24 protein-coding genes and 1 other annotated feature are annotated in these 18632 nt (G+C 56.7%); of the genes, 14 read left to right on the forward strand and 10 right to left on the reverse strand.

The window, feature by feature from the left end:
- Nucleotides 1-310 precede the first annotated feature (310 nt).
- Complete coding sequence (locus A4A58_RS30575) at nucleotides 311-523, reverse strand: hypothetical protein (RefSeq protein WP_139069971.1); 213 nt, start codon at nucleotides 521-523, stop codon at nucleotides 311-313.
- Between the two features lie 126 nt (nucleotides 524-649).
- Here A4A58_RS30575 and A4A58_RS28485 point away from each other — a divergent pair, with 126 nt between their 5' ends.
- Entirely contained in the window at nucleotides 650-979 is a 330-nt protein-coding gene (locus A4A58_RS28485; RefSeq protein ID WP_068738654.1) for a hypothetical protein, read from the forward strand.
- A 1863-nt stretch (nucleotides 980-2842) separates the two neighbouring features.
- Here A4A58_RS28485 and A4A58_RS28495 read toward each other — a convergent pair.
- Nucleotides 2843-3115 (reverse strand): hypothetical protein, encoded by a 273-nt coding sequence (locus A4A58_RS28495; RefSeq protein ID WP_068738658.1) that lies wholly within the window; start codon nucleotides 3113-3115, stop codon nucleotides 2843-2845.
- Nucleotides 3116-3409: 294 nt separating this feature from the next.
- Between A4A58_RS28495 and A4A58_RS28505 the strand changes: the two genes are divergently transcribed.
- From A4A58_RS28505 to A4A58_RS28520, 4 genes are all read left to right on the forward strand, one after another.
- Nucleotides 3410-3739 carry a hypothetical protein gene (locus A4A58_RS28505; protein WP_068738662.1) on the forward strand — a complete coding sequence of 110 codons (330 nt, stop codon included), beginning with the start codon at nucleotides 3410-3412 and terminating at the stop codon, nucleotides 3737-3739.
- A gap of 636 nt (nucleotides 3740-4375) precedes the next feature.
- Entirely contained in the window at nucleotides 4376-4759 is a 384-nt protein-coding gene (locus A4A58_RS28510) for a hypothetical protein (RefSeq protein WP_192855950.1), read from the forward strand.
- Complete coding sequence (locus tag A4A58_RS28515) at nucleotides 4756-4950, forward strand: hypothetical protein (protein WP_068738664.1); 195 nt, start codon at nucleotides 4756-4758, stop codon at nucleotides 4948-4950. The genes A4A58_RS28510 and A4A58_RS28515 overlap by 4 nt, the downstream gene beginning before the upstream one ends.
- 142 nt (nucleotides 4951-5092) lie before the next feature.
- A complete protein-coding gene (locus A4A58_RS28520) occupies nucleotides 5093-5332 on the forward strand; it encodes a hypothetical protein (RefSeq protein ID WP_068738667.1) in 240 nt (79 codons plus the stop codon).
- Nucleotides 5333-6149: 817 nt separating this feature from the next.
- On the opposite strand, the gene A4A58_RS28525 is transcribed toward A4A58_RS28520, so the two are convergent.
- The 4 genes from A4A58_RS28525 to A4A58_RS28535 form a co-directional block, all read right to left on the reverse strand.
- Nucleotides 6150-6371: a hypothetical protein gene (locus A4A58_RS28525; RefSeq protein WP_068738669.1), complete on the reverse strand. Its 222-nt coding sequence runs from the start codon at nucleotides 6369-6371 to the stop codon at nucleotides 6150-6152.
- A 376-nt stretch (nucleotides 6372-6747) separates the two neighbouring features.
- Nucleotides 6748-7251 carry a ferritin-like domain-containing protein gene (locus tag A4A58_RS28530; protein WP_068738671.1) on the reverse strand — a complete coding sequence of 168 codons (504 nt, stop codon included), beginning with the start codon at nucleotides 7249-7251 and terminating at the stop codon, nucleotides 6748-6750.
- Between the two features lie 215 nt (nucleotides 7252-7466).
- Complete coding sequence (locus A4A58_RS31305) at nucleotides 7467-7679, reverse strand: hypothetical protein (protein ID WP_139069972.1); 213 nt, start codon at nucleotides 7677-7679, stop codon at nucleotides 7467-7469.
- Nucleotides 7680-7778: 99 nt separating this feature from the next.
- Complete coding sequence (locus A4A58_RS28535; protein ID WP_139069973.1) at nucleotides 7779-8054, reverse strand: hypothetical protein; 276 nt, start codon at nucleotides 8052-8054, stop codon at nucleotides 7779-7781.
- Between the two features lie 427 nt (nucleotides 8055-8481).
- On the opposite strand from A4A58_RS28535, the gene A4A58_RS28540 reads away from it, so the two are divergent.
- Both A4A58_RS28540 and A4A58_RS28545 read left to right on the forward strand, forming a co-directional pair.
- Nucleotides 8482-8661, forward strand: a complete 180-nt coding sequence (locus A4A58_RS28540) for a hypothetical protein (RefSeq protein ID WP_068738675.1) — start codon at nucleotides 8482-8484, stop codon at nucleotides 8659-8661.
- A 67-nt stretch (nucleotides 8662-8728) separates the two neighbouring features.
- Nucleotides 8729-8992, forward strand: a complete 264-nt coding sequence (locus tag A4A58_RS28545) for a PepSY domain-containing protein (protein WP_068738676.1) — start codon at nucleotides 8729-8731, stop codon at nucleotides 8990-8992.
- Nucleotides 8993-9018: 26 nt separating this feature from the next.
- On the opposite strand, the gene A4A58_RS31220 is transcribed toward A4A58_RS28545, so the two are convergent.
- On the reverse strand, nucleotides 9019-9186 hold the full coding sequence (locus A4A58_RS31220) for a hypothetical protein (RefSeq protein ID WP_192855951.1): 168 nt from the start codon (nucleotides 9184-9186) through the stop codon (nucleotides 9019-9021).
- Nucleotides 9187-9271: 85 nt separating this feature from the next.
- Between A4A58_RS31220 and A4A58_RS28550 the strand changes: the two genes are divergently transcribed.
- From A4A58_RS28550 to A4A58_RS28570, 5 genes are all read left to right on the forward strand, one after another.
- Complete coding sequence (locus A4A58_RS28550; protein WP_068738678.1) at nucleotides 9272-9481, forward strand: hypothetical protein; 210 nt, start codon at nucleotides 9272-9274, stop codon at nucleotides 9479-9481.
- 777 nt (nucleotides 9482-10258) lie between these two features.
- Nucleotides 10259-10474: a hypothetical protein gene (locus tag A4A58_RS31010; protein WP_158005760.1), complete on the forward strand. Its 216-nt coding sequence runs from the start codon at nucleotides 10259-10261 to the stop codon at nucleotides 10472-10474.
- 258 nt (nucleotides 10475-10732) lie between these two features.
- Nucleotides 10733-11410 carry a Crp/Fnr family transcriptional regulator gene (locus A4A58_RS28560; protein ID WP_349509599.1) on the forward strand — a complete coding sequence of 226 codons (678 nt, stop codon included), beginning with the start codon at nucleotides 10733-10735 and terminating at the stop codon, nucleotides 11408-11410.
- 532 nt (nucleotides 11411-11942) lie between these two features.
- Complete coding sequence (locus A4A58_RS28565) at nucleotides 11943-14054, forward strand: catalase (protein ID WP_068738684.1); 2112 nt, start codon at nucleotides 11943-11945, stop codon at nucleotides 14052-14054.
- Nucleotides 14055-14330: 276 nt separating this feature from the next.
- On the forward strand, nucleotides 14331-14867 hold the full coding sequence (locus tag A4A58_RS28570; RefSeq protein WP_192855952.1) for a DUF4142 domain-containing protein: 537 nt from the start codon (nucleotides 14331-14333) through the stop codon (nucleotides 14865-14867).
- A 129-nt stretch (nucleotides 14868-14996) separates the two neighbouring features.
- Here the strand turns inward: A4A58_RS28570 and A4A58_RS28575 are convergent, their stop codons facing one another.
- From A4A58_RS28575 to A4A58_RS28580, 3 genes are all read right to left on the reverse strand, one after another.
- Nucleotides 14997-15200 carry a CsbD family protein gene (locus tag A4A58_RS28575; RefSeq protein ID WP_068738686.1) on the reverse strand — a complete coding sequence of 68 codons (204 nt, stop codon included), beginning with the start codon at nucleotides 15198-15200 and terminating at the stop codon, nucleotides 14997-14999.
- A gap of 648 nt (nucleotides 15201-15848) precedes the next feature.
- Nucleotides 15849-16010, reverse strand: a complete 162-nt coding sequence (locus A4A58_RS31225) for a hypothetical protein (RefSeq protein ID WP_192855953.1) — start codon at nucleotides 16008-16010, stop codon at nucleotides 15849-15851.
- 15 nt (nucleotides 16011-16025) lie between these two features.
- On the reverse strand, nucleotides 16026-16277 hold the full coding sequence (locus A4A58_RS28580; RefSeq protein WP_068738688.1) for a hypothetical protein: 252 nt from the start codon (nucleotides 16275-16277) through the stop codon (nucleotides 16026-16028).
- A 150-nt stretch (nucleotides 16278-16427) separates the two neighbouring features.
- Here A4A58_RS28580 and A4A58_RS28585 point away from each other — a divergent pair, with 150 nt between their 5' ends.
- Both A4A58_RS28585 and A4A58_RS28590 read left to right on the forward strand, forming a co-directional pair.
- Nucleotides 16428-16664, forward strand: coding sequence for a hypothetical protein (locus A4A58_RS28585; RefSeq protein ID WP_068738690.1), 237 nt, complete (start codon nucleotides 16428-16430; stop codon nucleotides 16662-16664).
- A gap of 280 nt (nucleotides 16665-16944) precedes the next feature.
- Nucleotides 16945-17000, forward strand: a sequence feature (sul1 is cis-regulatory element that is thought to sense ions involved in sulfur or methionine metabolism; They are found in Alphaproteobacteria).
- A gap of 67 nt (nucleotides 17001-17067) precedes the next feature.
- On the forward strand, nucleotides 17068-18558 hold the full coding sequence (locus tag A4A58_RS28590) for a SulP family inorganic anion transporter (RefSeq protein ID WP_068738692.1): 1491 nt from the start codon (nucleotides 17068-17070) through the stop codon (nucleotides 18556-18558).
- Nucleotides 18559-18632 lie beyond the last annotated feature (74 nt).

Consider the following 18632-nt stretch of genomic DNA (forward strand, 5'->3'; position numbering starts at 1 on the left):
AACCTCGATCGCTATTCCCGGGAATTGCACCAGGCGTCAACGGGATGCGAGGGCGCTGACCTGTTCTGAATGGCGCTCCGTAAGGGATACCAGCGGCCGGATAGAGACCAATTTCGCTAATAGAATCAATAGGCAAGGCTGCCGCATGGCGGGCGTGTAGGACGTCATGTAGGACGCCTGAAAAACCGCTTTGTTCTGCCCCCGTTTACGGTCTGGGACAGTGTCTCAGTTTGAAAACTGAACTTTTACTTGGGACTTGGAGGTATTGACCTGCTTCCGGCTTTTGAGAATGTCAGCTAACTAAGTCGCCTTAACCAGAACTGGCTTTTTGCCTAATGTCGCGCCGCCTGTCGCCGCGTCCGCTCGATCCCGTTGTTGATTTCGCCATGGAGGCTTCGACGGCCAGCTCCCGCGAGCGAAACTTCACCGGCCCCCGCACCGTGCGGTTGCCAGGATAGATGTTCCAGCGCCAAAGGCCCGGCTCGACCTCTTTGACATCATACTCGACCGTTCGATGCAGCATTCCGCGCGCCCAGTTCCCTAGCGAAGTATAGTACCGTCAAGGACTGCATTGGCTCTGCTTTGATCGGTCCGCTACACGACGCAGGCCTCTGAGGCTCAGGCCCTTCTGTTCGAGCCAGAGCAATGCATGCGCGATCTGTCGAAGCTCGTTACGGTCCGGACCTACCGGAAGTCTTCTCGCCCGCCGAAGTACTTCCGCGGCCTGGCGACGCATAGGCGAAGCGGAGCTCCCCGACCTATCGAGCTCTTCTTCTATCTCCAATACGAGCTGGCGAACCTTGGCAACTTCTATCTGATTCAGCGCCTCGCAGATCAGACGTTGGTAGTTGAGAACTACTTGTTCGACGTCGATCTCGTCTTCGACAATTGTCGCTCTTTCCAGCATCCGCGCCTCCTTGTGCACGAGGACGGTAAGAAAAATACAATTGAAGAGTTTGCGCAATCTCCAAAGTTATAAGACGGCTGATAAAAATGCTCAGCCTAATAAGAAAGTTCCTCATTCCCGTTTCTTCTTAAACGGCACCACCTGCCCCGGCCCCGGACGCTGTGGCAGCACTGGCTGTTTGGGCTTCGGCGGATCGTCAGGAAAGGAGCGCTTCCAGCGATAGGCAGCGTATCCGTAAAAGTAGTCCCACCAAGTTTCAGTAACGCTGGTGCCCACGGCATAGGATCTGGCTCTCCGTCATCGTCGTCCTCAGGGATCGCGATCGGGATCGGTATGGCCGGGCTCGCCCACATGATTCCACCAGGGCCCATGCGCGTATACTCGCATTCATCGGGCTCGGTGCATTCGTCAACGATGTCGATGAGCTGAACGATATTATCGGCAGAGAAGACCCCGACGAGATCGCGGGTCTCGATTATTCGAACGAGATAGGTTGGCATGCCATCTTACCGGCCCGGTAAGTTGTCCCCAGAGGCAGCTTAAGACAAGAATCTTCGCAGGTCACGCGCGGTCCAATCTCAGTCATGAAAGCTGACCCACTAAGCTCTCACCCAATGAGAAAACGGTCTCGGAATTTAGTAGATCGCGACATATGTGATCTGCTCATTCTACCGGAGGGGAAAGGTTTTTTAGTACCAATCAATTTTGAGTAGTTCCGGTAACCGCCGTGCGAAAATGCCGGCGGTTTTTTATGCGCGAACTCCGCGGCGATTTCGGACAAGCGAACGAGAACGCGGCGCCCATCCCCCGTGACGCCATGCTCCGCCTTTAACCCTGAGCCTCGCGAGGCGTTTCATTCTCATTGGCGATGGCGTCTCTAATCATTCGGTTCACAGCAGGGCTCTTAACCCCAAGCCGTTCTGCGATCAGGGACGAAAGAACCCCCGACCGATGTAACTCAAGAGCCTTGCGGCAGCGTGCCTGATAGTCTTTCACGTCGTATTCCCAGTCTCGTTGGAGCGGTCACGGCCGCCCCTCAGATGGGGGAATACTCTATAAGCTTGCCCGGGAAAGTCCTGTGCACTTTGTGCCAAAAACAGGCGCGCTCAAATACTACCTACTGCCCAATAAACCAGTAGGAGGACCAAAACCACGAATGTTGTAATCAGCCCGGCTATGCCGAACGAGAGAAGGACTCGGTAGAGCCTGTCTTCCCTTGTGCTCCCACGCCAATTCGCGCCTATTGTTCCGCCTGCCATGCGAGAGCCGATGGAGCAAGTAAAGGCGAAGGCATGAGTTCGCGATCAATCGGCCCATTCCATCAGGGGCGAAAAACATCCTGTACCCTTCGCTCAGGATGTAGGTCGGTCTTGTCTTTCGTCATTTTCTCGATCAGCCCGGTGATTGCGTTCCGGGCAAGCTGATCCGTGAGGACTACTGACATCCGCCGATAGTTTGCAATCTTGAAATCTAGCTCGGTACACTTTTCACACATGGCTCACCGCGAGATCAGGCGGGAGCGTAGAGCACTCTCAGTCACCGATGATTGCCGAGGAACGGGCGATGATTAGAAGACTTTACACCTGTCGCCCGGTTCCAGATATAGGAACGCATGGGCTGCTACCATTTTCGCACAGACACTACTTGGGCGGCTGCAACTCACCCTTTAACCAACCTACCACTTGATCTGTTTTAAGCGGGTCAGGTCGGTCGCAATTGAAGCATTGAAACGCGCGCGGCCCTTTGCCGCCCGGCGGCAGCGCCAAAATCAGATGAGCCCCGCATTGGGGACAGGCCGGTCGTTCCGCTTGACCCATGGACAGATTTTGCCGCCGGTTGGGAACTTCGTCAATTTCAAATTAGGTCCCGCCGAAGCCAACCAGATCACTGCGGCCGGAAACAAGCCACTACCCTGAGGCGGCCTTACTTCGCATTTCAATCTTTCGGCGATTCACGGAATCCAACGCAAAGACTATGAGGCTTCGCGTGAAAATATTGCGCGTCACCGGTGATCGTGCCGGCCATTTCGTCGATTGCTTTTTGCAAAGCGCGAGCAGAAACCGAGCGCGGGTTGTCATAGATCGCACCATATGTGTGCGGTCGAAGTTGGCGCATCAACTCCAGCATTATTACGTCGTGCGGATGTGGCTTGGCCGCTTCTTCCTCTCGGCGGCGCCGGCGCTTGTCCCGCGACCACTGCGAAATCATTTCGTCTCTCTATAATTCTCTGGTCGCCAAAGATGCGTGTGCACCCACCTACCCATGAACGCATTACGCAGCGTTTCTGCATCTCGATGATAGGTGAAGCAGAAAACAACCCATCGCGTGCCTTCATGCATCACGCTCGCGCCAAGCACACGCAGCGACAAGTGCTTCCGTGAACAGAAGCTCGTCGCCTCGATGTAAGTCTCGTCATCGTCAGGAATAGCGACCTGAAACGGCCAATTGCCGTGGATCTCCACCATGTCCCAAATAAGAACATTTAGAGAACATCGTCAAGTCTTGACCGACGAGTTTGGAATCGGATCGAACGGCAGCATGAGCAAGCCGTCCGAGAAATACGCCCAAGATCGTCCCTACGCAAAGCCTGAAGCTGCAGCAGCCAGACTGCTTGAGATCGCCAAGACGCTCCGCATCGACGAAGGCCGGATGTCGATCGGGGAATGGAACGGCACGTTCCTGCGCGGCGGAGGAAACGTCGCCGAATACACCATAGGCCGTGACAAGCTGGTCGCCGACGGCATCATCCAGATTCACGAGTGCGGAGGATTTATTATGTGGAAGACGGCGCCTGTAGCCGGCGAGCGGTCGGGAACCCAACCGATACCTTGAGAGTTTTAACGATACTCTGTGCCTTGTTGCGTAACAGCTCTAGTACGAGTATCGGCCATGCGACGCACCCGAACCCTACCCTGTCCAAATTGCGGAGCCGCCACCTATTGGATCAGATGCTCCCTCCCCGAAAATGGCTTCGTTACGCACACCTACGAGTGCCCAAAGTGCAGCTTCATCCATGCCGCTGTTGAGCCAGATTCAGTGGTTCAAGCAAAGGGCTGGTTGAAGGGCGAACTGCGACCGCCGGAGAATTAGCCGTGGTCAGGCGCCTGCTTGCGAAACGATGGGACACAGAAGACGTCGCCAGGCTGAAAGACCTGGCCGACAACGGAGCGTCTGCTCTGCGAGCAGCAGCCGCGCTCGGGCGACCTGTCCTGGCAGTAAAACGGAAGGCGCACGATCTTGGCATTCCATTGGCTAGCGTCCGCAAGCTAAGAGCGGAGTTGCGGCGCGATCGAGGAACGTCGACGCCGATAGGCGACTGAGAGCTTTGCGAAAGGTCGAAGCTACGGCCACGAATGCGCCAATGATGATGAGGCCAAGGATCACGGCAGCTTCATTCCGCGCTGGGTCCGGAACGAATCACGCGCACCAGTTTTGAATCCCAGTGATCAGTTGCGTTGGGAGTTACCTATGGGACAGGCGTGGACACCGTTGATCGCGCCACATGGTTTCGATGAAACGGTCTACCTTGTGGTGGACTGCTTCGGTCGCCGGGGTTGTGTATGGCGCGAAGCTGAGGTTCAGCACACCGATCTGGAAGCCGTCATTACCGACCTCATGGCCGGTCAGTATAGCGATCCGCAGCACGTGATAGCGCTCAACACTGCAGAAGGCTGGGCCCGCGATGTCTCGGTTGATGTCGCTCGAGAGATCCAGGAACGCGCCGATCTCGCCTATGAGGACATACCATCGTCGCTTGAGGAGTTCGTTAGCTATTATGTTGCGCCGCGCGGGAGAGGCGAACGTGAGCCCGCGGTGCTGCCTGATGATGCCAAGCTGGTGAGGGATCGATGAACACGCCTGACGTCGATACTGCATTACGCGCGCTTGAAGATGCCAGGCGCATTCTCGGGCAGTACATTAATCCCGGCCCACGAGATCCGGAGGGCACATTGGAGCGCTTAATGTCCGTTCTCGATCGCGACGATTTGGTGAAAGCCCTTGACCGCATCAATCGAAGGCGAGTGATCAGGCTGGTGGAGTAAAGTAAGCCCGATATCATTACAGGTGGGGCTTTATAATACCAATATTTGAACAAGTAGACGACGGCAGATACCCAAACGGAACCTTTCAACAATTCCGCCTATTATCCGAGCGTTCTGCATCATATGCGAACAGGAGGGTATTATGAAAAAATTTCTGATAGCAACCGCAGTATCCACTTTCGCCGCGACTTCGGCATTTGGCCAAGCAGCCGTCGTTTCGACCGAGTATTATGTTGTCCGTGATGCGACTACCAAGAAGTGCACCATCGTCGACAAGAAGCCGACCACAACCACCACGACGATCGTTGACAACGGTATCTTCAAGACCAGGGCTGAAGCCGAGACCGGCATGAAGACCATCAAGGTGTGCACTGAGAACTAACTTGCTCTGCGCTTCTGCCGCCCAACTCTAGCGGCAGAAGCTCGACCTGCCCGGCATTCGAGGAACATTGCTCACGCGATTTAGTTATTTAAAAAGCCGGATACCGTTCCCCCAAGATCACATCAAAATCCGGTCAGGCCCGACGGCATTGCCCCCGATGACGTCGGGCCGTCTGCTGGAAAAGAAGACCTGATCGACGCGTCTCCCGCCCCCTTCTTTTCCGGGCTGAATATATCGTCGCAGCACCAGAACGTTTGGACGTTGGTTACGGTTAACTCCGTCATCGAGTCATCGTAGCAACATTCTAGACATTTCGTCTCTGACCGCTTGCCGCAGAGGCAATACCCTGACTATGTCAGCTATCAGGTCCATCATTTCAACCGGTGATCAGCACTACGAAGGCGCAACACGCCACCTCGCGCTTCGCACGAACGATGGAATTTTCGTTCAAGAAACAAAATATAAAGCGCTGGCATTCGCACACGCAGAGCGCGAAAGTTCATAGCTGAAAAACTACAAGAAAATCACAGGTAAGACTTGATGAACTCTCTCGACCAAGCGTCTTTACTTCGAACCGACGCTCGCATCATCGCCGAAGACGACACGCACGCGGCCAAGCGCACACGGACATCAGCCCCTATGGACCTTCCCAGTCGGAATCCTGCTCGCAGATGATGCCGACAATGCCGATGGCCGGAAATTCCAAGACCGGCCCATTTCGTCTGGTCAAGAAATCGGCGAGCGACAAGGAGCGTGCTCACTCTGCGAAAGCGACGCTCCGTAAATCATTGCAGAAGCAGCGAGCTATGCAGCGCGGCTAGCTGTTGCGCTGAAGATCGTTCTGCCGAAGGAACGAGAGGCCATGCACCGTAAGACGGTGATGATCGGTCTCCCCCTCACTGTGTAGTTGGTCAAGATGCTGGGAAAGCTGGGCGCGGACGCCCGGTGCTTCCGAATGTCCTGAGAGGGCGCCATAAATATCGATGGCGCGGTCGACGGCCGGGATGTTCATGGCGAGCTTTCTGATGGCCACAGCCACCGTTCACCGTCGCCATGTGCGACAGTTGTCGGATTCAAGTCCCGTACTTTCGATCGTTCCCGACGTTTCTCAATTCTCGGTCGTATCCAGGAGATCTCACCGGATGATGGATCGAGTTGGCATTCAGCCAGTCCTCGTTGTCTGCAGCCGAGATCCAGTAGTGTGCCATCTGTAAAAGCCGGAGAGCTTCAGCCTGGTCCGTGGCTTCTTTTGCCTGTCTCGCTGCATCGGATGCCATCAACCGAAACGACGTACCTTGGCGCATTCTCGCTCTCCATTTCAGCGAAAACATAAGCCACTGTTGCGCTAAAGGTTTCTTCGACGGGTGGGAGGACTTACGTAGTCCGGCTCCGGTGACGGAGCCGGACATATAGTCTTAGAGATCTTGCTCTGCTTCGACGTTGACGACAGATTTGGCCAGCGCGGTCAACGCAACGTCGGTGGCCTTCTCTTCCTTCAGCGTGGCATCGAGAAGCGAGACAGCTTCAGGCATCCCAAGCTCCTTCGCCCAGGTCGCCAACGTGCCGTAGCGGGAGATCTCATAGTGCTCCACCGCCTGTGCCGCGGCAGCAAGACCGGCGTCGAGAGCAGGCATGCCCTTGTATTCGGTCATGATCTCTGCGCCTTCCTTGGTAATGCCCATGATGGCTTCACACTTCTTGGCGGTCGGCTTCTTGCCGAAAATCTTGAACACGCCTTCGAGCCGCTTGATCTGACCGGCGGTCTCTTTCTGGTGCTTCAGAAAGGCGGCCTTGAGTTCTTTCGATTGTGCGGCCTTCGCCATCTTCGGCAGCGTGGCCAGAATCTTCTTCTCGGCGAAATAGACATCCTTGAGGGTGTCATGGAAAAGGTCGGCGAGAAGCTTTGGCTTTTTGGCCATGGGAAATTTCCTCCAGTGGCCCCGGTGAGCTGGGGCAGCTTATTCACGCGACCCCAACAGACCGATGGAACTTAAGTTCCGATGAGGAGCTGCACTGCGCTCTTCTTTCCAAAGCGCGATGGCCGCATTCACCCAGCGCTAAGGTTCAGTTGCCCTTTATTGCGCCAACGAAAAAGGCCCCCATGAGGGGAGCCTTTTGATGAAGAGCAATGGGCTCAGCGGTGGCCGTGGTGGATTCCACGATGCATGTGACCATGACCGCGCTTCACAATAACAACCTTGTTGGCACGATGCCCGCGATGGTAGCCGCCGTGATGGCCGCCGCCGTGCCGCACCACTACGGTCTGAGCATCAGCCTGTGAAGTAGCGGCTGGAACGGCAATGCCGATGGTAGCGAAGGCAGCGAGAGCCAAAAGAACTTTGCGCATTATCTTCTCCTTTGAATGAGCGGAGATTGAATGCGCGACGGTACGGCCCGTTCCGTAATCTAAGGATAAATTTCCTGAACGATTGTTCAGGAAACGCCGTCAAACCTGCTCTTGCTTTCGCCGTAGCGCCTCTACTGCCGCCATACCCGCAGACACCATGCCGCCGAACGTGCGCTCACCCGCATTCACGCGCTTCAGTATTTTCTTGGCGACGAAACAGCGGTTCTTGTGGCTGTCCAACTCGCGCGGCAAGACCTCGCAGGCTTTAGTAAGGGCTATCTCCATCTCGAGAATTGTTCGCTTGTCGACTGTCTGTGCGACCAATCGCGGTGCGCTGGCGACTGGCCGTCCGGCAATTCCATCTTCCATCAACATGACGACCTCCCTTATTTTCTCCTATATCGCGCGTTCGGTGTTTTGGTTCCTTCAATGGGGCCTGCGGTGCTTGCGGCACCTACCGACCTTGGCAGCCCATTGATCACGCGCCACGCTGCAGCGCACCATCAATTCATTCTGGACCCTGCGAGCTACCGTCGCTACGCTTTGCACAAGTTCGCCTCGAGATGCGAGCGCCGACGATAGAGATTACAGGGAGAGACCATTGAACGTTCTTCAGAAGACGAATCGGAATACCCCAGATGAAGCCACTATTATTGCGTGGGGGCTTTTTTGCTTCATCTTAGTATCGGCCATTACCATGATTGGTCTCTACGTTGGCTTTCGGCATTAGATAGTGAAAGCCCCCGCGGACGATCCGGCGGGCTTTTAATTTTTCAACCTCTGCCGGCAACGGCTCAACTAGATGAAATACTGGAGAGATGATTTCGAGCTCCACTGGACGCTCCGCGATATCGGTGGCGGCCGGCTGAAGCTGTCCCCGATCACGGAAGACCAACTCAGCGAACTCCTGGAGATGGGCCTCGTCGAAATCGTGGACGACCAGGTCAAACTGACGGAGGCCGGAAATCGGAAGATCCAGTGAAGCCTTCCTACCGAAGGACGATCTTCCGGTGTTCTGATTTGGCTCACACAGAACAAGGGAGGTTGCGATGAACAGGCTTGCTGCAGTTGTTCTCTGTGGAGTCATACTAATCGGCGCATCGACTATGGCGCGAGCTGATCAGCCTGGACCGGATTGGATGCCCATGGAGCAAGTAAAGGCGAAAGTCCTGCAGTCCGGCTACTCGCAGGTTACCAAGCTCGAGGCTGATGATGGCCGATGGGAAGGTGAGGGCATCAAGAATGGTCGAAGGATGGACTTTCACGCAGATCCGAAGACTGGCGTGATCGTCTCTGAGAAGCTTGATGACTAGCCTTCGCGGTCTGCGGTGAAGGGGAGCTACTTCCTCACCTTCCCTTTTTTCTTTTCAGCTTTCAGAGCCTCGGCTTGCGCGCGGAATGCTTCAGCCAGGTTGTGCATCCGCTCAGCATGCTCGGTGTCTTCCGTGCGATAAGCGGCGGCCTCGGCTTTCCCAGCCTGCTTCCTGAGCGACTTGGTTGGTTTCATACGGAAGTTATGCCGCAAGCCGGGAAGTAGTTCCACCTGCTGGGCGGTCCTATCGCACGCCCTCCGGACAGCGTAGGCTTCCGGAATGAAACAGTCCGACACTTACCGCGCGAACGCACACAACTGCGCCGAGATGGCTGCGGCAGCCGACAACGAGCCGGCCAGGAATCGGTTCAAGCGCATGGAAACGGCATGGCTCGCATTGGCCGAAGAAGAGGACTGGCTCGATGGCGAGGCTTCGCCGAAAACTGATCTGCCGCGCAGCATGCCCGATCCCGATCCAGAAAAGAACTGAAACTTTCTTGCGCCCGTGTCGTATCCGGATTGATCATACCGCGAGGAGCACGTTTTTGACTTATGACAATCAGATCGAAACAGCGATTGCAGATCAGGACATCGATAGATTGATAAAATTTGCATACGGCGACACATGCAGGTGCACTACCGTCAAAGGCGAACCGATGTGCGTCTGCAAGATGTTGGCGACGGCACTTCGCTCCAAAGTTGTTCCACGTTCACTTTTCGAGAACAGGATTGAGCGAGTTTCCTCAATCTAACGGCTGATGGATTTACGATTGGAGTTAACGCAGGATGACAGCGACCGAATCTTGACCCCAGAAGCCTCGCTTCTGGTCGGCACGGCGGTGGAGCGACCCACTCGCCGGGCCTTTAAATAACGATGTTCCTTAACGTTGCTGTTCGAGCAACCGGACAGCATCCTCCAGTGTCGATGAGCCGGTCAGGCCCGACGCGCCCTGCCTAGCTCCCAAGGACGTCACTCTTCGATCGCAAGCTTCTGCTGATAGTCAATGGTTCTGGACAACGCAGCCTCAACTTGAGCCTCGGTCGAAGACGCTACCGATCACATGCAGAAGTCTGACACGGAAGGCACCAGGCGCAATTACATCGCCAGCATCGTGGAGACGACGCCGCGGGTGTCAAGGATCCGGGTGGCAAAACGGGCGAAAGGTGCACCAACATCGAGATCCGCTCTCCAGTAATTCGTCTCAAATGAGACGACGTCGCCTCCTGGCTTGTGGTTCCCTCCCGAGGAACCGTTGGAGGAACCGACATGAATGAGCGTCAGCTGATAACCCGCGCATGGCAAGATGCGGACTTGGAGAAGCTCAAACAGTTGCATGCAGAGGGGGCTACGCTTCTGCGAGCATGTGCGGCTATGAAGCGACCAATGGCTTCCGTCAAAAAGCGTGCTCGTGAGCTTGGCCTGCATTTCGCAAGTGTTCGAGAGGTTCGGCGCGAGATCAGCGCTCGCGAGCAAACCCAATGACAGTTATTGGGTCCGCAGCGCCGAAGTGCCCGAAGTGCAATCGCAAGATGACGTCATTTGAAAAGGGAGATTCGGAGTTTAGATGCGCGAGGTGCGAGGTCGATCCGATGGAGCGCAACAAGGGTTGGCTTTCGAGCGAGTTGAAGCCACCGTCAAGATGACTAGGATGCTGAGCGCAGCCGAACAGGTTCGGCGACGTGGGAGGCTACAATCGACCCTCTAGCCGTCCTTATAAAAAAACTGAAGGAACATTCGTCCCTGAGCCAAGAGGACCTTTTGGAGATCCGCCGGCTGCCGTGCTCTGTCCGCGAATTGGATAGTCATGAGGACTTCATTCGGCAAGGCGATCGACCCAAGGTGTCCGCAATCGTCGTCGAAGGAATGCTGGCTCGCTATCATCTCCTGCCGAACGGCGCACGCCAGTATTTGTCCTTTCATCTCGCTGGCGACATGCCGGATTCACAGTGTCTTTTCATCGAGGTGATGGATCATGCCGTCTGCGCGATCGGCAAGGCCTTCGTCGCCTCGGTCCCGCATCGGGACTTGATGAAGTTATTCGATAGTAGACCAAAGGTTGGCGCTGCAATCTGGCGTGAAACCCTGATCGACGCAGCCATCTTCCGTGAAGCGATCACGAACAATAGCGCGCGGTCCGCCCCTGCCCGCATGGCTCATCTCTTCTGCGAACTCTTCTACCGATCGCGGGCTTCCGGCTTGACGCGTGACGATACGTGTATTCTGCCGATAGGTCTTAATCAGCTGGGAGAGGCTCTCGGGCTGTCGCTAGCTACCGTAAACCGCGCTTTGGCCAACCTTCGAGACACCGATCTTGCCGACTTCAAGAGCGGGTCTCTCACCATCAGAAATTGGGCGGGTCTGGCGGACTGCGGCGAGTTCAATCCTCGCTACTTGCATCTGCGACGCGAGCCGTTCTGACATCGCGAATGTCAACGAATAGCACAATGGCGGCACCTATGCCAATCTCCAGACCGCTGTCGAGTTTGTAGAGAGGCTGCACAACGCGATCACGGTTCTTAGCATCTCGGCGGTCGTCGCGGCCTGGCCGACTCTAGTCTCTGACCGAATCCCGGTAACGCCTTCCCGGCGCTGGCGGAGATTATGCGTAGGCAGGGAAAAGGCCCGGCGTTCGCCGGGCTCCGGTCTTCTGAATTCAGTGTTCGGATTTACAAGTTTTGGCCGTCCCAATTGAAGTGATAGTTGATGCCGCCCTTCACAGTGCCGTTTTCGGCAGTACTGTTTTTTTGCCCAGCTGTTCCCGTCCCGACCGACGTCGGGAGATTGAGGGCGCTAGAATAACAAGCGCGCTCAAATTGCCCGCGACGCAAACATCTTCCTCCACATCGACTGAACTGACACCTCGCATAGCTTGCGGCGATCGGCGGAACTGAACCGGTTGGCTTCCGTTGGCAGTTTACAAGTTCGACCCCTTCAATGAGGCAGGTAACAAATGGCCAAAACAGCAAAACGAACCAGCGGTGGCGTGAAGATCCATGACCAAATGCTGATCCGGGGTGAAGGTGGAGAGCTTCACCAGATCACCGATACCGGCGACGAGGTGTTGACGACTGCACAAGGTGGCCCGGTGCTAGACGACCAGAACACTTTGAAGATTGGTTCCAACGGACCTACCCTTATCGAGGATTTCCACTTCCGCGAGAAGATCTTCCACTTCGACCACGAACGAATCCCAGAACGGGTCGTCCACGCACGCGGATACGCAGCTCACGGCTATTTCGAGAACTACAAACCGTTGGCTAAATTCACTCGCGCTGACCTCTTCGCGCGCGCTGGCGAGAAGACGCCGGCATTTGTTCGCTTTTCGACCGTTGCTGGAAGCAAAGGATCGTTCGACCTTGCAAGGGACGTGCGCGGATTCGCCGTCAAACTCTATACGCAAGAAGGAAATTGGGACTTGGTCGGCAACAACATCCCAGTCTTCTTCATCCAGGATGCAATCAAATTTCCCGACCTCATCCACGCGGTCAAAGAGGAGCCCGACAGGGCGTTTCCGCAAGCCCAGTCGGCGCATGACAATTTTTGGGATTTCATCTCACTGACGCCCGAAAGCATGCACATGATCATGTGGGTCATGTCCGACCGTGCCATACCGCGTTCGTTCCGTTTCATGGAGGGCTTCGGGGTTCATACATTCCGCTTCGTGAACGCCAAGGACGAGTCGACGTTTGTGAAGTTCCTCTGGAAGCCGAAGCTTGGTCTGCAATCGGTCCTATGGAACGAGGCCGTGAAAATCAACGGCGCGGATCCCGATTTTCATCGGCGCGATCTGTGGACCGCTATCCAATCGGGCAACTATCCGGAATGGGAGCTCCAGGTTCAACTATTCGATCAAGAGTTCGCCGACGAATTCGAGTTCGACGTTCTGGATCCGACGAAGATTATTCCGGAAGAGATCTTGGCGCCGATCCCAGTCGGGCGCCTCGTTCTGGACCGCATGCCCGAAAATTTCTTCGCGGAGACCGAGCAAGTCGCCTTCATGACGCAAAATGTCCCGCCGGGCATCGACTTCTCCAATGATCCCCTCCTGCAAGGCCGCAATTTCTCTTACCTCGATACCCAACTAAAGCGCCTCGGAAGCCCGAACTTTACCCATATTCCGATCAACGCGCCAAAGTGCCCCTTCGCCCATTTCCAGCAAGACGGCCACATGGCGATGCGCAATCCGGTCGGCCGGGCGAACTATCAGCCCAATTCCCACGGGATCGGGCCGCGGGAATCGATTGCAAAGGGCTTTAGGAGCTTCGCCGAAGCGGAGGAAGGTCAGAAGGCTAGATTGCGGCCAGAAAGCTTCGCCGATCACTATAGCCAGGCACGGCAGTTCTTCGTCAGTCAGACGGTTGGCGAACAGCAGCATATCGCTGCCGCGCTCACATTCGAACTCAGTAAGGTGAAGCTCCCGGAAATCCGCGAGCGCGTGGTGGCACATCTCCTCAACATCGACACCGACCTGGCCGGCAAAGTTGGACAGAAACTCGGTCTAGCGAAGATGCCGAAGCCGGCCGACGCGGCCGTACCGACAAGGCAGGACCTCGATGAATCGCCTGCCCTCAGCATCGTCAAAAACGGGCCGCAGCGGTTCGAGGGGCGCAAGCTCGGCATCCTGGTCACCGACGGCGTCGATGCCAACCTGCTGGCCGCTCTGAAAGCGGCGATCGTGAAGGAAGGAGCCGTGTGCGAAGTTGTGGCCCCAAAGGTAACGGGCGCGAAGGCTGACGACGGAAGCCTCGTCGAAGCGGATGAGATGATAGATGGCGGCCCATCGGTGCTTTACGATGCAGTCGCGCTGCTGCCGGGCGCAGCGGGAATGGCGGATCTGCTCCAGGAGTCGACGGCGCGCGATTTCCTTGCCGATGCATTCTCGCACTGCAAGTTCATCGCCTATGTCGAAGCAGCGATGCCCCTGTTCGCCAAAGCTGGGATTGCGGACGCGCTCGACGATGGCGTGATCCCGTTGGCTGCCAAGAAGGACATCGCGACGTTCGTGGGGCGATTGACTGAACTTAGATTTTGGGAGCGCGAAGCTAAGGTTAAGATGGGTTAGCTTGGCACCTTCAAGATCGCAATTGCGGAGCGGAGTCCCACCTCCGCTCTCGATGCGACGCGGACAGTCTCGTCAATCAAACTCGTAGAAGGACGCGCGAAAGTTGGCGCTCAGAAGTGGTGTAATGCGAGCTGATTGGAACGAGCGGTCGCCTTTGCGGTGATCTCCAATGGCGCAAGAGCTCCCATAAAAATATGGACGTGGAACTCGCTCCTCAATTCGGCATTGCACGTTCCAGCGAGCGCGATCCCGCGCCAGATAATGTTAGGAATCGACATGATCAGAATTGCAATGGTAGCCACCGCCATGACGATAGCTTTCGGGCCAGCCGCATTCGCTCAATCGGTGGGCGAGAAGACCGGCGTTAACTCAGTCCTGGGTGTCGCTCCGAGCACAGCAGATTTCGTCAGACAGGCCGCTATCAGCGACATGACCGAAATTGCCGCTAGCAAGATCGGCCAGGAACGTGGAAACGCGGCGGAGAAAACGTTTTCCGCACAGATGATCGCTGACCATACAAAGACGTCCACCGAGCTCAAGGCGCTTGTCGCAGGTGGGATAAAGGCCGACGTTCCGGCCGGACTGGATGAGGCTTCGCAGAAAAAGGTCGATAAGCTGAAAAGTGTGAAGGCGGAAGATTTCTCGTCCGACTTCGATTCTATGCAGGTTAACGCACATAAGGATGCGGTCTCACTCTTCGAGCGCTATGCCAAGGGCGGCGAGGATCCGAAGCTGAAGGACTGGGCGGGCAAAACGCTCCCGCACTTGCAGCACCATCTCGAAATGGCGCAGAATCTAAGTAAGAAGAGGTAACAATCATCAAGAACAAAAGCCCGCCCCTCCCGGTGGTACCGGCTGCTCGAACGAGCCTGCCGCCACCGGCCAACACAACCAGCCGCCCGGGCATTACACCGGACGGCTTTCGTCATTTAGACGTGCTGATTACCAACTCTGACGTCCATACCAGTCGTCGACTTCCTTCGTAGTCTGGTCCTTGGCGTAGCCATAACGCTCTTGAAGACGACCCTCGAGTTGCTCCCGTTTGCCGTTGATGACGTCGAGGTCATCGTCAGTGAGCTTGCCCCACTGTTCCTTGACCTTGCCCTTCATCTGTTTCCAATTTCCTTCGACCCTGTTCCAATCCATTTTTTCTCTCCCTTGTTAGTGGGATGAACGTCGTGATCGGGTCTTTGTTTCCCGTGCGACACTAAGACAGCGCCCGGCAGTCTAAGAAGCGCCCCGAAAATTTTTAGCGTCACCCCTTGACCGAAAGCAGCGAAAATCTACATCGCTAATCGCCTTTAAACGAAAGGAGTTAGGAGGCCCAGCATGACAAGCGCTGCCATCTCGATGAATGAAATCCACGCAAATTCTCTCCTCGCCAGCACCTTCACGCACCCGCGGGAGGTTCTTGCGAATCCCTTCTTAGGCACCCTGCAAAAGCGATGCATCCTAGCCGCTTGGGCATCGGATGCGTTTACTGTCGAAGGGAAGCCGTGGCTACGCCAAATTCCAGGCTCCCATGAGATTGTTAGGATCGGTGATATTCTCGCAGCTCTCCGATCCCTTGATGAGGATGGTCCCCCACCGAAGACGTCGCGAATGCCGTTGCCGGAAGCACCGATACGTGTCCGAGCCGTGGGCCAGACCGCAGGAGAGGATCGACGCCGCCGTTTAGCGGACATCCATCCATAAGGCGCGAAACCATTTTCGCAAAGAAGCCGCCCGAGCATATTGCTCGGACGGCTCAATCGCCGACCCATCGAACAGATCGATGCAAGTCCGTCGCAATCGTCAATGAGTGTCGGTCTTGTGCCATTTTTCAAGGTCCGGCTTTGCCCGATCTTGAACAAACTGTTCCTTTTCCGGCACGCCTTTCCAGGGCTTGTCGGTCTGTTTCGTCGGAGCCCAATCTGACTCCGTGCGGGGATCATCTTTGGGAGTTTCTTTGCTCATGGTCCCTCCGTAATGTTACTTGCCCGCGCCGATGTTGCCGCCCTTGATGTTGCCCAGCGAGTTGTCCCCTTGCCCCGAATTGCCGCTGTTCCCCTTCAGAGCGGCATTGCCGCCAGTGTATGTGCGGCCGGTACCGGTGGTCATGCCCTGACCGGAGGTGACGCCCTGCTGAGTGTGGTGTCGGCGGGACTTTTCGGCGGATGCCGGCGACATCGTGGCACCGGCGAGGAGAAGCGCCGTAGCGCTGATCGTTATAATCTTTTGCATTGAACCAAAGCCAATCTGTTCATGAAGCCCTTGTCAGTCGAACGTGGCGCTGGCTGACTCGTTCCGCATCGGGGATCCCCGAATCGACCGGCCAAGCACTTCTGCTAGAACAAAGCCACTGATGTTGTTTCAATCGTGCTAGAGGTAGGCATGCGCACGGGCACGACAGCTTTAATCGGAGCATTGGTGGCCATACTCGGCGCCGCTGGCTGGTACGCATACCAGGGTCTCATTGTACCCGGCGAGCCCATGCCTCGCGACGGCTATATCGCCCTGACGATCGGCGTAGTTCTTTCCATTATCGTCGGCGCCGGCTTGATGGCCCTGCTCTTCTTCAGTAGCCGGCGCGGGTACGATGAGCCCCCGACTTTCAAGAATGAGGATTAAACTTAGTGCACGCTGAGGTTACGCTATCAAGCTGCTGCCGGCGCGATGGACGCGCTGAACGCCACGAGCCATTGCCGGTATATCGAGCTTGACCGGTCGAAGAACTGATGGCGTGGGCTTCGCCCGTGAAGGAACCGACCCCACATTATCGGATATAGCTTCGGCGCAGCTGAACAGAGTACGCCTAGCCGTAGCGCCAAAGGCAAGCGTTGGCGCCGTATGATCGCGATCTTCGCTCGCTTGCCTTAATTATTGTATGTCGCTAGTAGTTTGTCATCGCTCTGGACCCGGTGAAACCCCGGGTGGCTCTTCCGGCCGCCGATCCGCCGGACCACGCACGCCGGCCCGCAGTCGTCCATCGCATCCTGCGGTGCACTGTTAGGCGCCACTGCGGAAACTATCCATGAAATCCTCGTCCTTTCCCCGCTACCACGCCGAGTGGGTTGGCGGCGCCATCAACATTCGCCGCGATGTTCTCGCCGGCATGGTCGGCACCTTTGCTTTGATCCCCGAAGTCATCGCATTTTCCTTCGTCGCCGGCGTCGATCCGGAAGTCGGATTGTTTGCGTCCTTCGTTATTGGCATCGTCATCGCCTTCGCCGGGGGGCGCCCGGCGATGATCTCCGGTGCCGCAGGATCAGTGGCGCTTGTCGCCGCGGCGTTGGTGGGCAGCCATGGCTTAAAATACCTGCTGGCGGCCACGCTGCTCGCCGGGCTGCTTCAGATCGTGTTCGGCCTGCTCAAGCTCGACGTGTTAATGCGCTTCGTGTCGCGCTCGGTGCGCACCGGCTTCGTCAATGCGCTGGCAATCCTGATTTTTTCGGCGCAGGTGCCGCAGATGCTCGGCGCCACCTGGCACACCTATGCGATGATCGGGCTCGGCCTCGCCATCATCTATCTGGCGCCACGCCTGACCACTGCCATTCCCTCGCCACTGATCTGCATCGTCGTGCTCACGGTGGTTGCCGTCGCCTTCCCGATGTCGATCCACAGCGTCGCCGATCTCGGCCGCCTGCCGAATGCGCTGCCCACCTTCAGCTTTCCGGGCGTACCGCTGACATGGGCAACGCTCAGCATCATCGCGCCCTATGCACTGGCAATGGCCGCGGTGGGGCTGCTGGAGTCTATGATGACCGCCAGCGTCGTCGACGACTTGACGGAGACCACCAGCTCCAAGGCCCGCGAATGCACAGGGCTTGGCCTTGCCAACATGGCTGCCGGCCTGTTCGGCGGAATCGCCGGCTGCGGCATGATCGGCCAGACCGTCGGCAATGTGCGCTATGGCGGCCGCGGCCGGCTGTCGACGCTGGTGGCTGGTGTCTTCCTGCTGATCGTCATGGTGCCACTGCGGCCGTGGGTGGCGCAGGTACCCGTCGCCGCCCTCGTCGCGATCATGATCATGGTCTCGATCAGCACCTTCTCCTGGGGCTCGATCCGAGACCTTGCCCGCCATCCGAAGGTCTCGGGCATCGTCATGCTGGCCACCGTAGCGGTGACGGTGGCGACCCACGATCTGGCGATAGGCGTGGGCGTTGGCGTGCTGCTCAGCGGCGTGTTCTTCGCCTTCAAGGTGACACGGTTGATGGAAGTGCAGGTCAGCCATGACGCTAAGGGGGACACCCGAATCTACGCCGTATCAGGCCAGATCTTCTTCGCCAGCGCCGACATCTTTGCCGATCGCTTCGATCTGCGCGACACTGTCGGCACCGTCCGCATCGACCTGACCGCGGCTCACCTTTGGGACATCACCTCCATCGCCGCGCTCGATGAAGTCGTCGGCAAGATGCGGCGGCACGGTATAGCGGTCGAGGTAATCGGCCTGAACCAGGCGAGCGCCGTGCTCGTGGATCGCCACGCGCCGCTGGTGCGAAACACCACTGCATCATCTGGATGAGTGCACTTTTCGATCCTTTAGACGCTCCCGGTCCTGACCCAATGATCCACGTCCATTCCAAAAGAATAACGGCG

The organism is Tardiphaga robiniae, from assembly GCF_001618955.1.
GTDB lineage: Bacteria > Pseudomonadota > Alphaproteobacteria > Rhizobiales > Xanthobacteraceae > Tardiphaga > Tardiphaga robiniae_A.

Excerpts from the sequence above, each read along its gene's own strand:
- A4A58_RS28520 (WP_068738667.1), top strand. The coding sequence starts at position 5,093 with ATGAAAAAATTTCTGATAGCAACCGCAGTATCCACTTTCGCCGCGACT.
- A4A58_RS28495 (WP_068738658.1), bottom strand. The coding sequence starts at position 3,115 with ATGATTTCGCAGTGGTCGCGGGACAAGCGCCGGCGCCGCCGAGAGGAA.
- A4A58_RS31010 (WP_158005760.1), top strand. The coding sequence starts at position 10,259 with ATGAATGAGCGTCAGCTGATAACCCGCGCATGGCAAGATGCGGACTTG.
- A4A58_RS28565 (WP_068738684.1), top strand. The coding sequence starts at position 11,943 with ATGGCCAAAACAGCAAAACGAACCAGCGGTGGCGTGAAGATCCATGAC.
- A4A58_RS31225 (WP_192855953.1), bottom strand. The coding sequence starts at position 16,010 with ATGAGCAAAGAAACTCCCAAAGATGATCCCCGCACGGAGTCAGATTGG.
- A4A58_RS30575 (WP_139069971.1), bottom strand. The coding sequence starts at position 523 with ATGCTGCATCGAACGGTCGAGTATGATGTCAAAGAGGTCGAGCCGGGC.
- A4A58_RS28545 (WP_068738676.1), top strand. The coding sequence starts at position 8,729 with ATGAACAGGCTTGCTGCAGTTGTTCTCTGTGGAGTCATACTAATCGGC.
- A4A58_RS31220 (WP_192855951.1), bottom strand. The coding sequence starts at position 9,186 with ATGAAACCAACCAAGTCGCTCAGGAAGCAGGCTGGGAAAGCCGAGGCC.
- A4A58_RS28585 (WP_068738690.1), top strand. The coding sequence starts at position 16,428 with ATGCGCACGGGCACGACAGCTTTAATCGGAGCATTGGTGGCCATACTC.
- A4A58_RS28540 (WP_068738675.1), top strand. The coding sequence starts at position 8,482 with ATGAAATACTGGAGAGATGATTTCGAGCTCCACTGGACGCTCCGCGAT.
- A4A58_RS28575 (WP_068738686.1), bottom strand. The coding sequence starts at position 15,200 with ATGGATTGGAACAGGGTCGAAGGAAATTGGAAACAGATGAAGGGCAAG.
- A4A58_RS31305 (WP_139069972.1), bottom strand. The coding sequence starts at position 7,679 with ATGCGCAAAGTTCTTTTGGCTCTCGCTGCCTTCGCTACCATCGGCATT.
- A4A58_RS28530 (WP_068738671.1), bottom strand. The coding sequence starts at position 7,251 with ATGGCCAAAAAGCCAAAGCTTCTCGCCGACCTTTTCCATGACACCCTC.
- A4A58_RS28580 (WP_068738688.1), bottom strand. The coding sequence starts at position 16,277 with ATGCAAAAGATTATAACGATCAGCGCTACGGCGCTTCTCCTCGCCGGT.
- A4A58_RS28515 (WP_068738664.1), top strand. The coding sequence starts at position 4,756 with ATGAACACGCCTGACGTCGATACTGCATTACGCGCGCTTGAAGATGCC.
- A4A58_RS28590 (WP_068738692.1), top strand. The coding sequence starts at position 17,068 with ATGAAATCCTCGTCCTTTCCCCGCTACCACGCCGAGTGGGTTGGCGGC.
- A4A58_RS28485 (WP_068738654.1), top strand. The coding sequence starts at position 650 with ATGCGCGATCTGTCGAAGCTCGTTACGGTCCGGACCTACCGGAAGTCT.
- A4A58_RS28510 (WP_192855950.1), top strand. The coding sequence starts at position 4,376 with ATGGGACAGGCGTGGACACCGTTGATCGCGCCACATGGTTTCGATGAA.
- A4A58_RS28535 (WP_139069973.1), bottom strand. The coding sequence starts at position 8,054 with ATGTTGATGGAAGATGGAATTGCCGGACGGCCAGTCGCCAGCGCACCG.
- A4A58_RS28570 (WP_192855952.1), top strand. The coding sequence starts at position 14,331 with ATGATCAGAATTGCAATGGTAGCCACCGCCATGACGATAGCTTTCGGG.
- A4A58_RS28550 (WP_068738678.1), top strand. The coding sequence starts at position 9,272 with ATGAAACAGTCCGACACTTACCGCGCGAACGCACACAACTGCGCCGAG.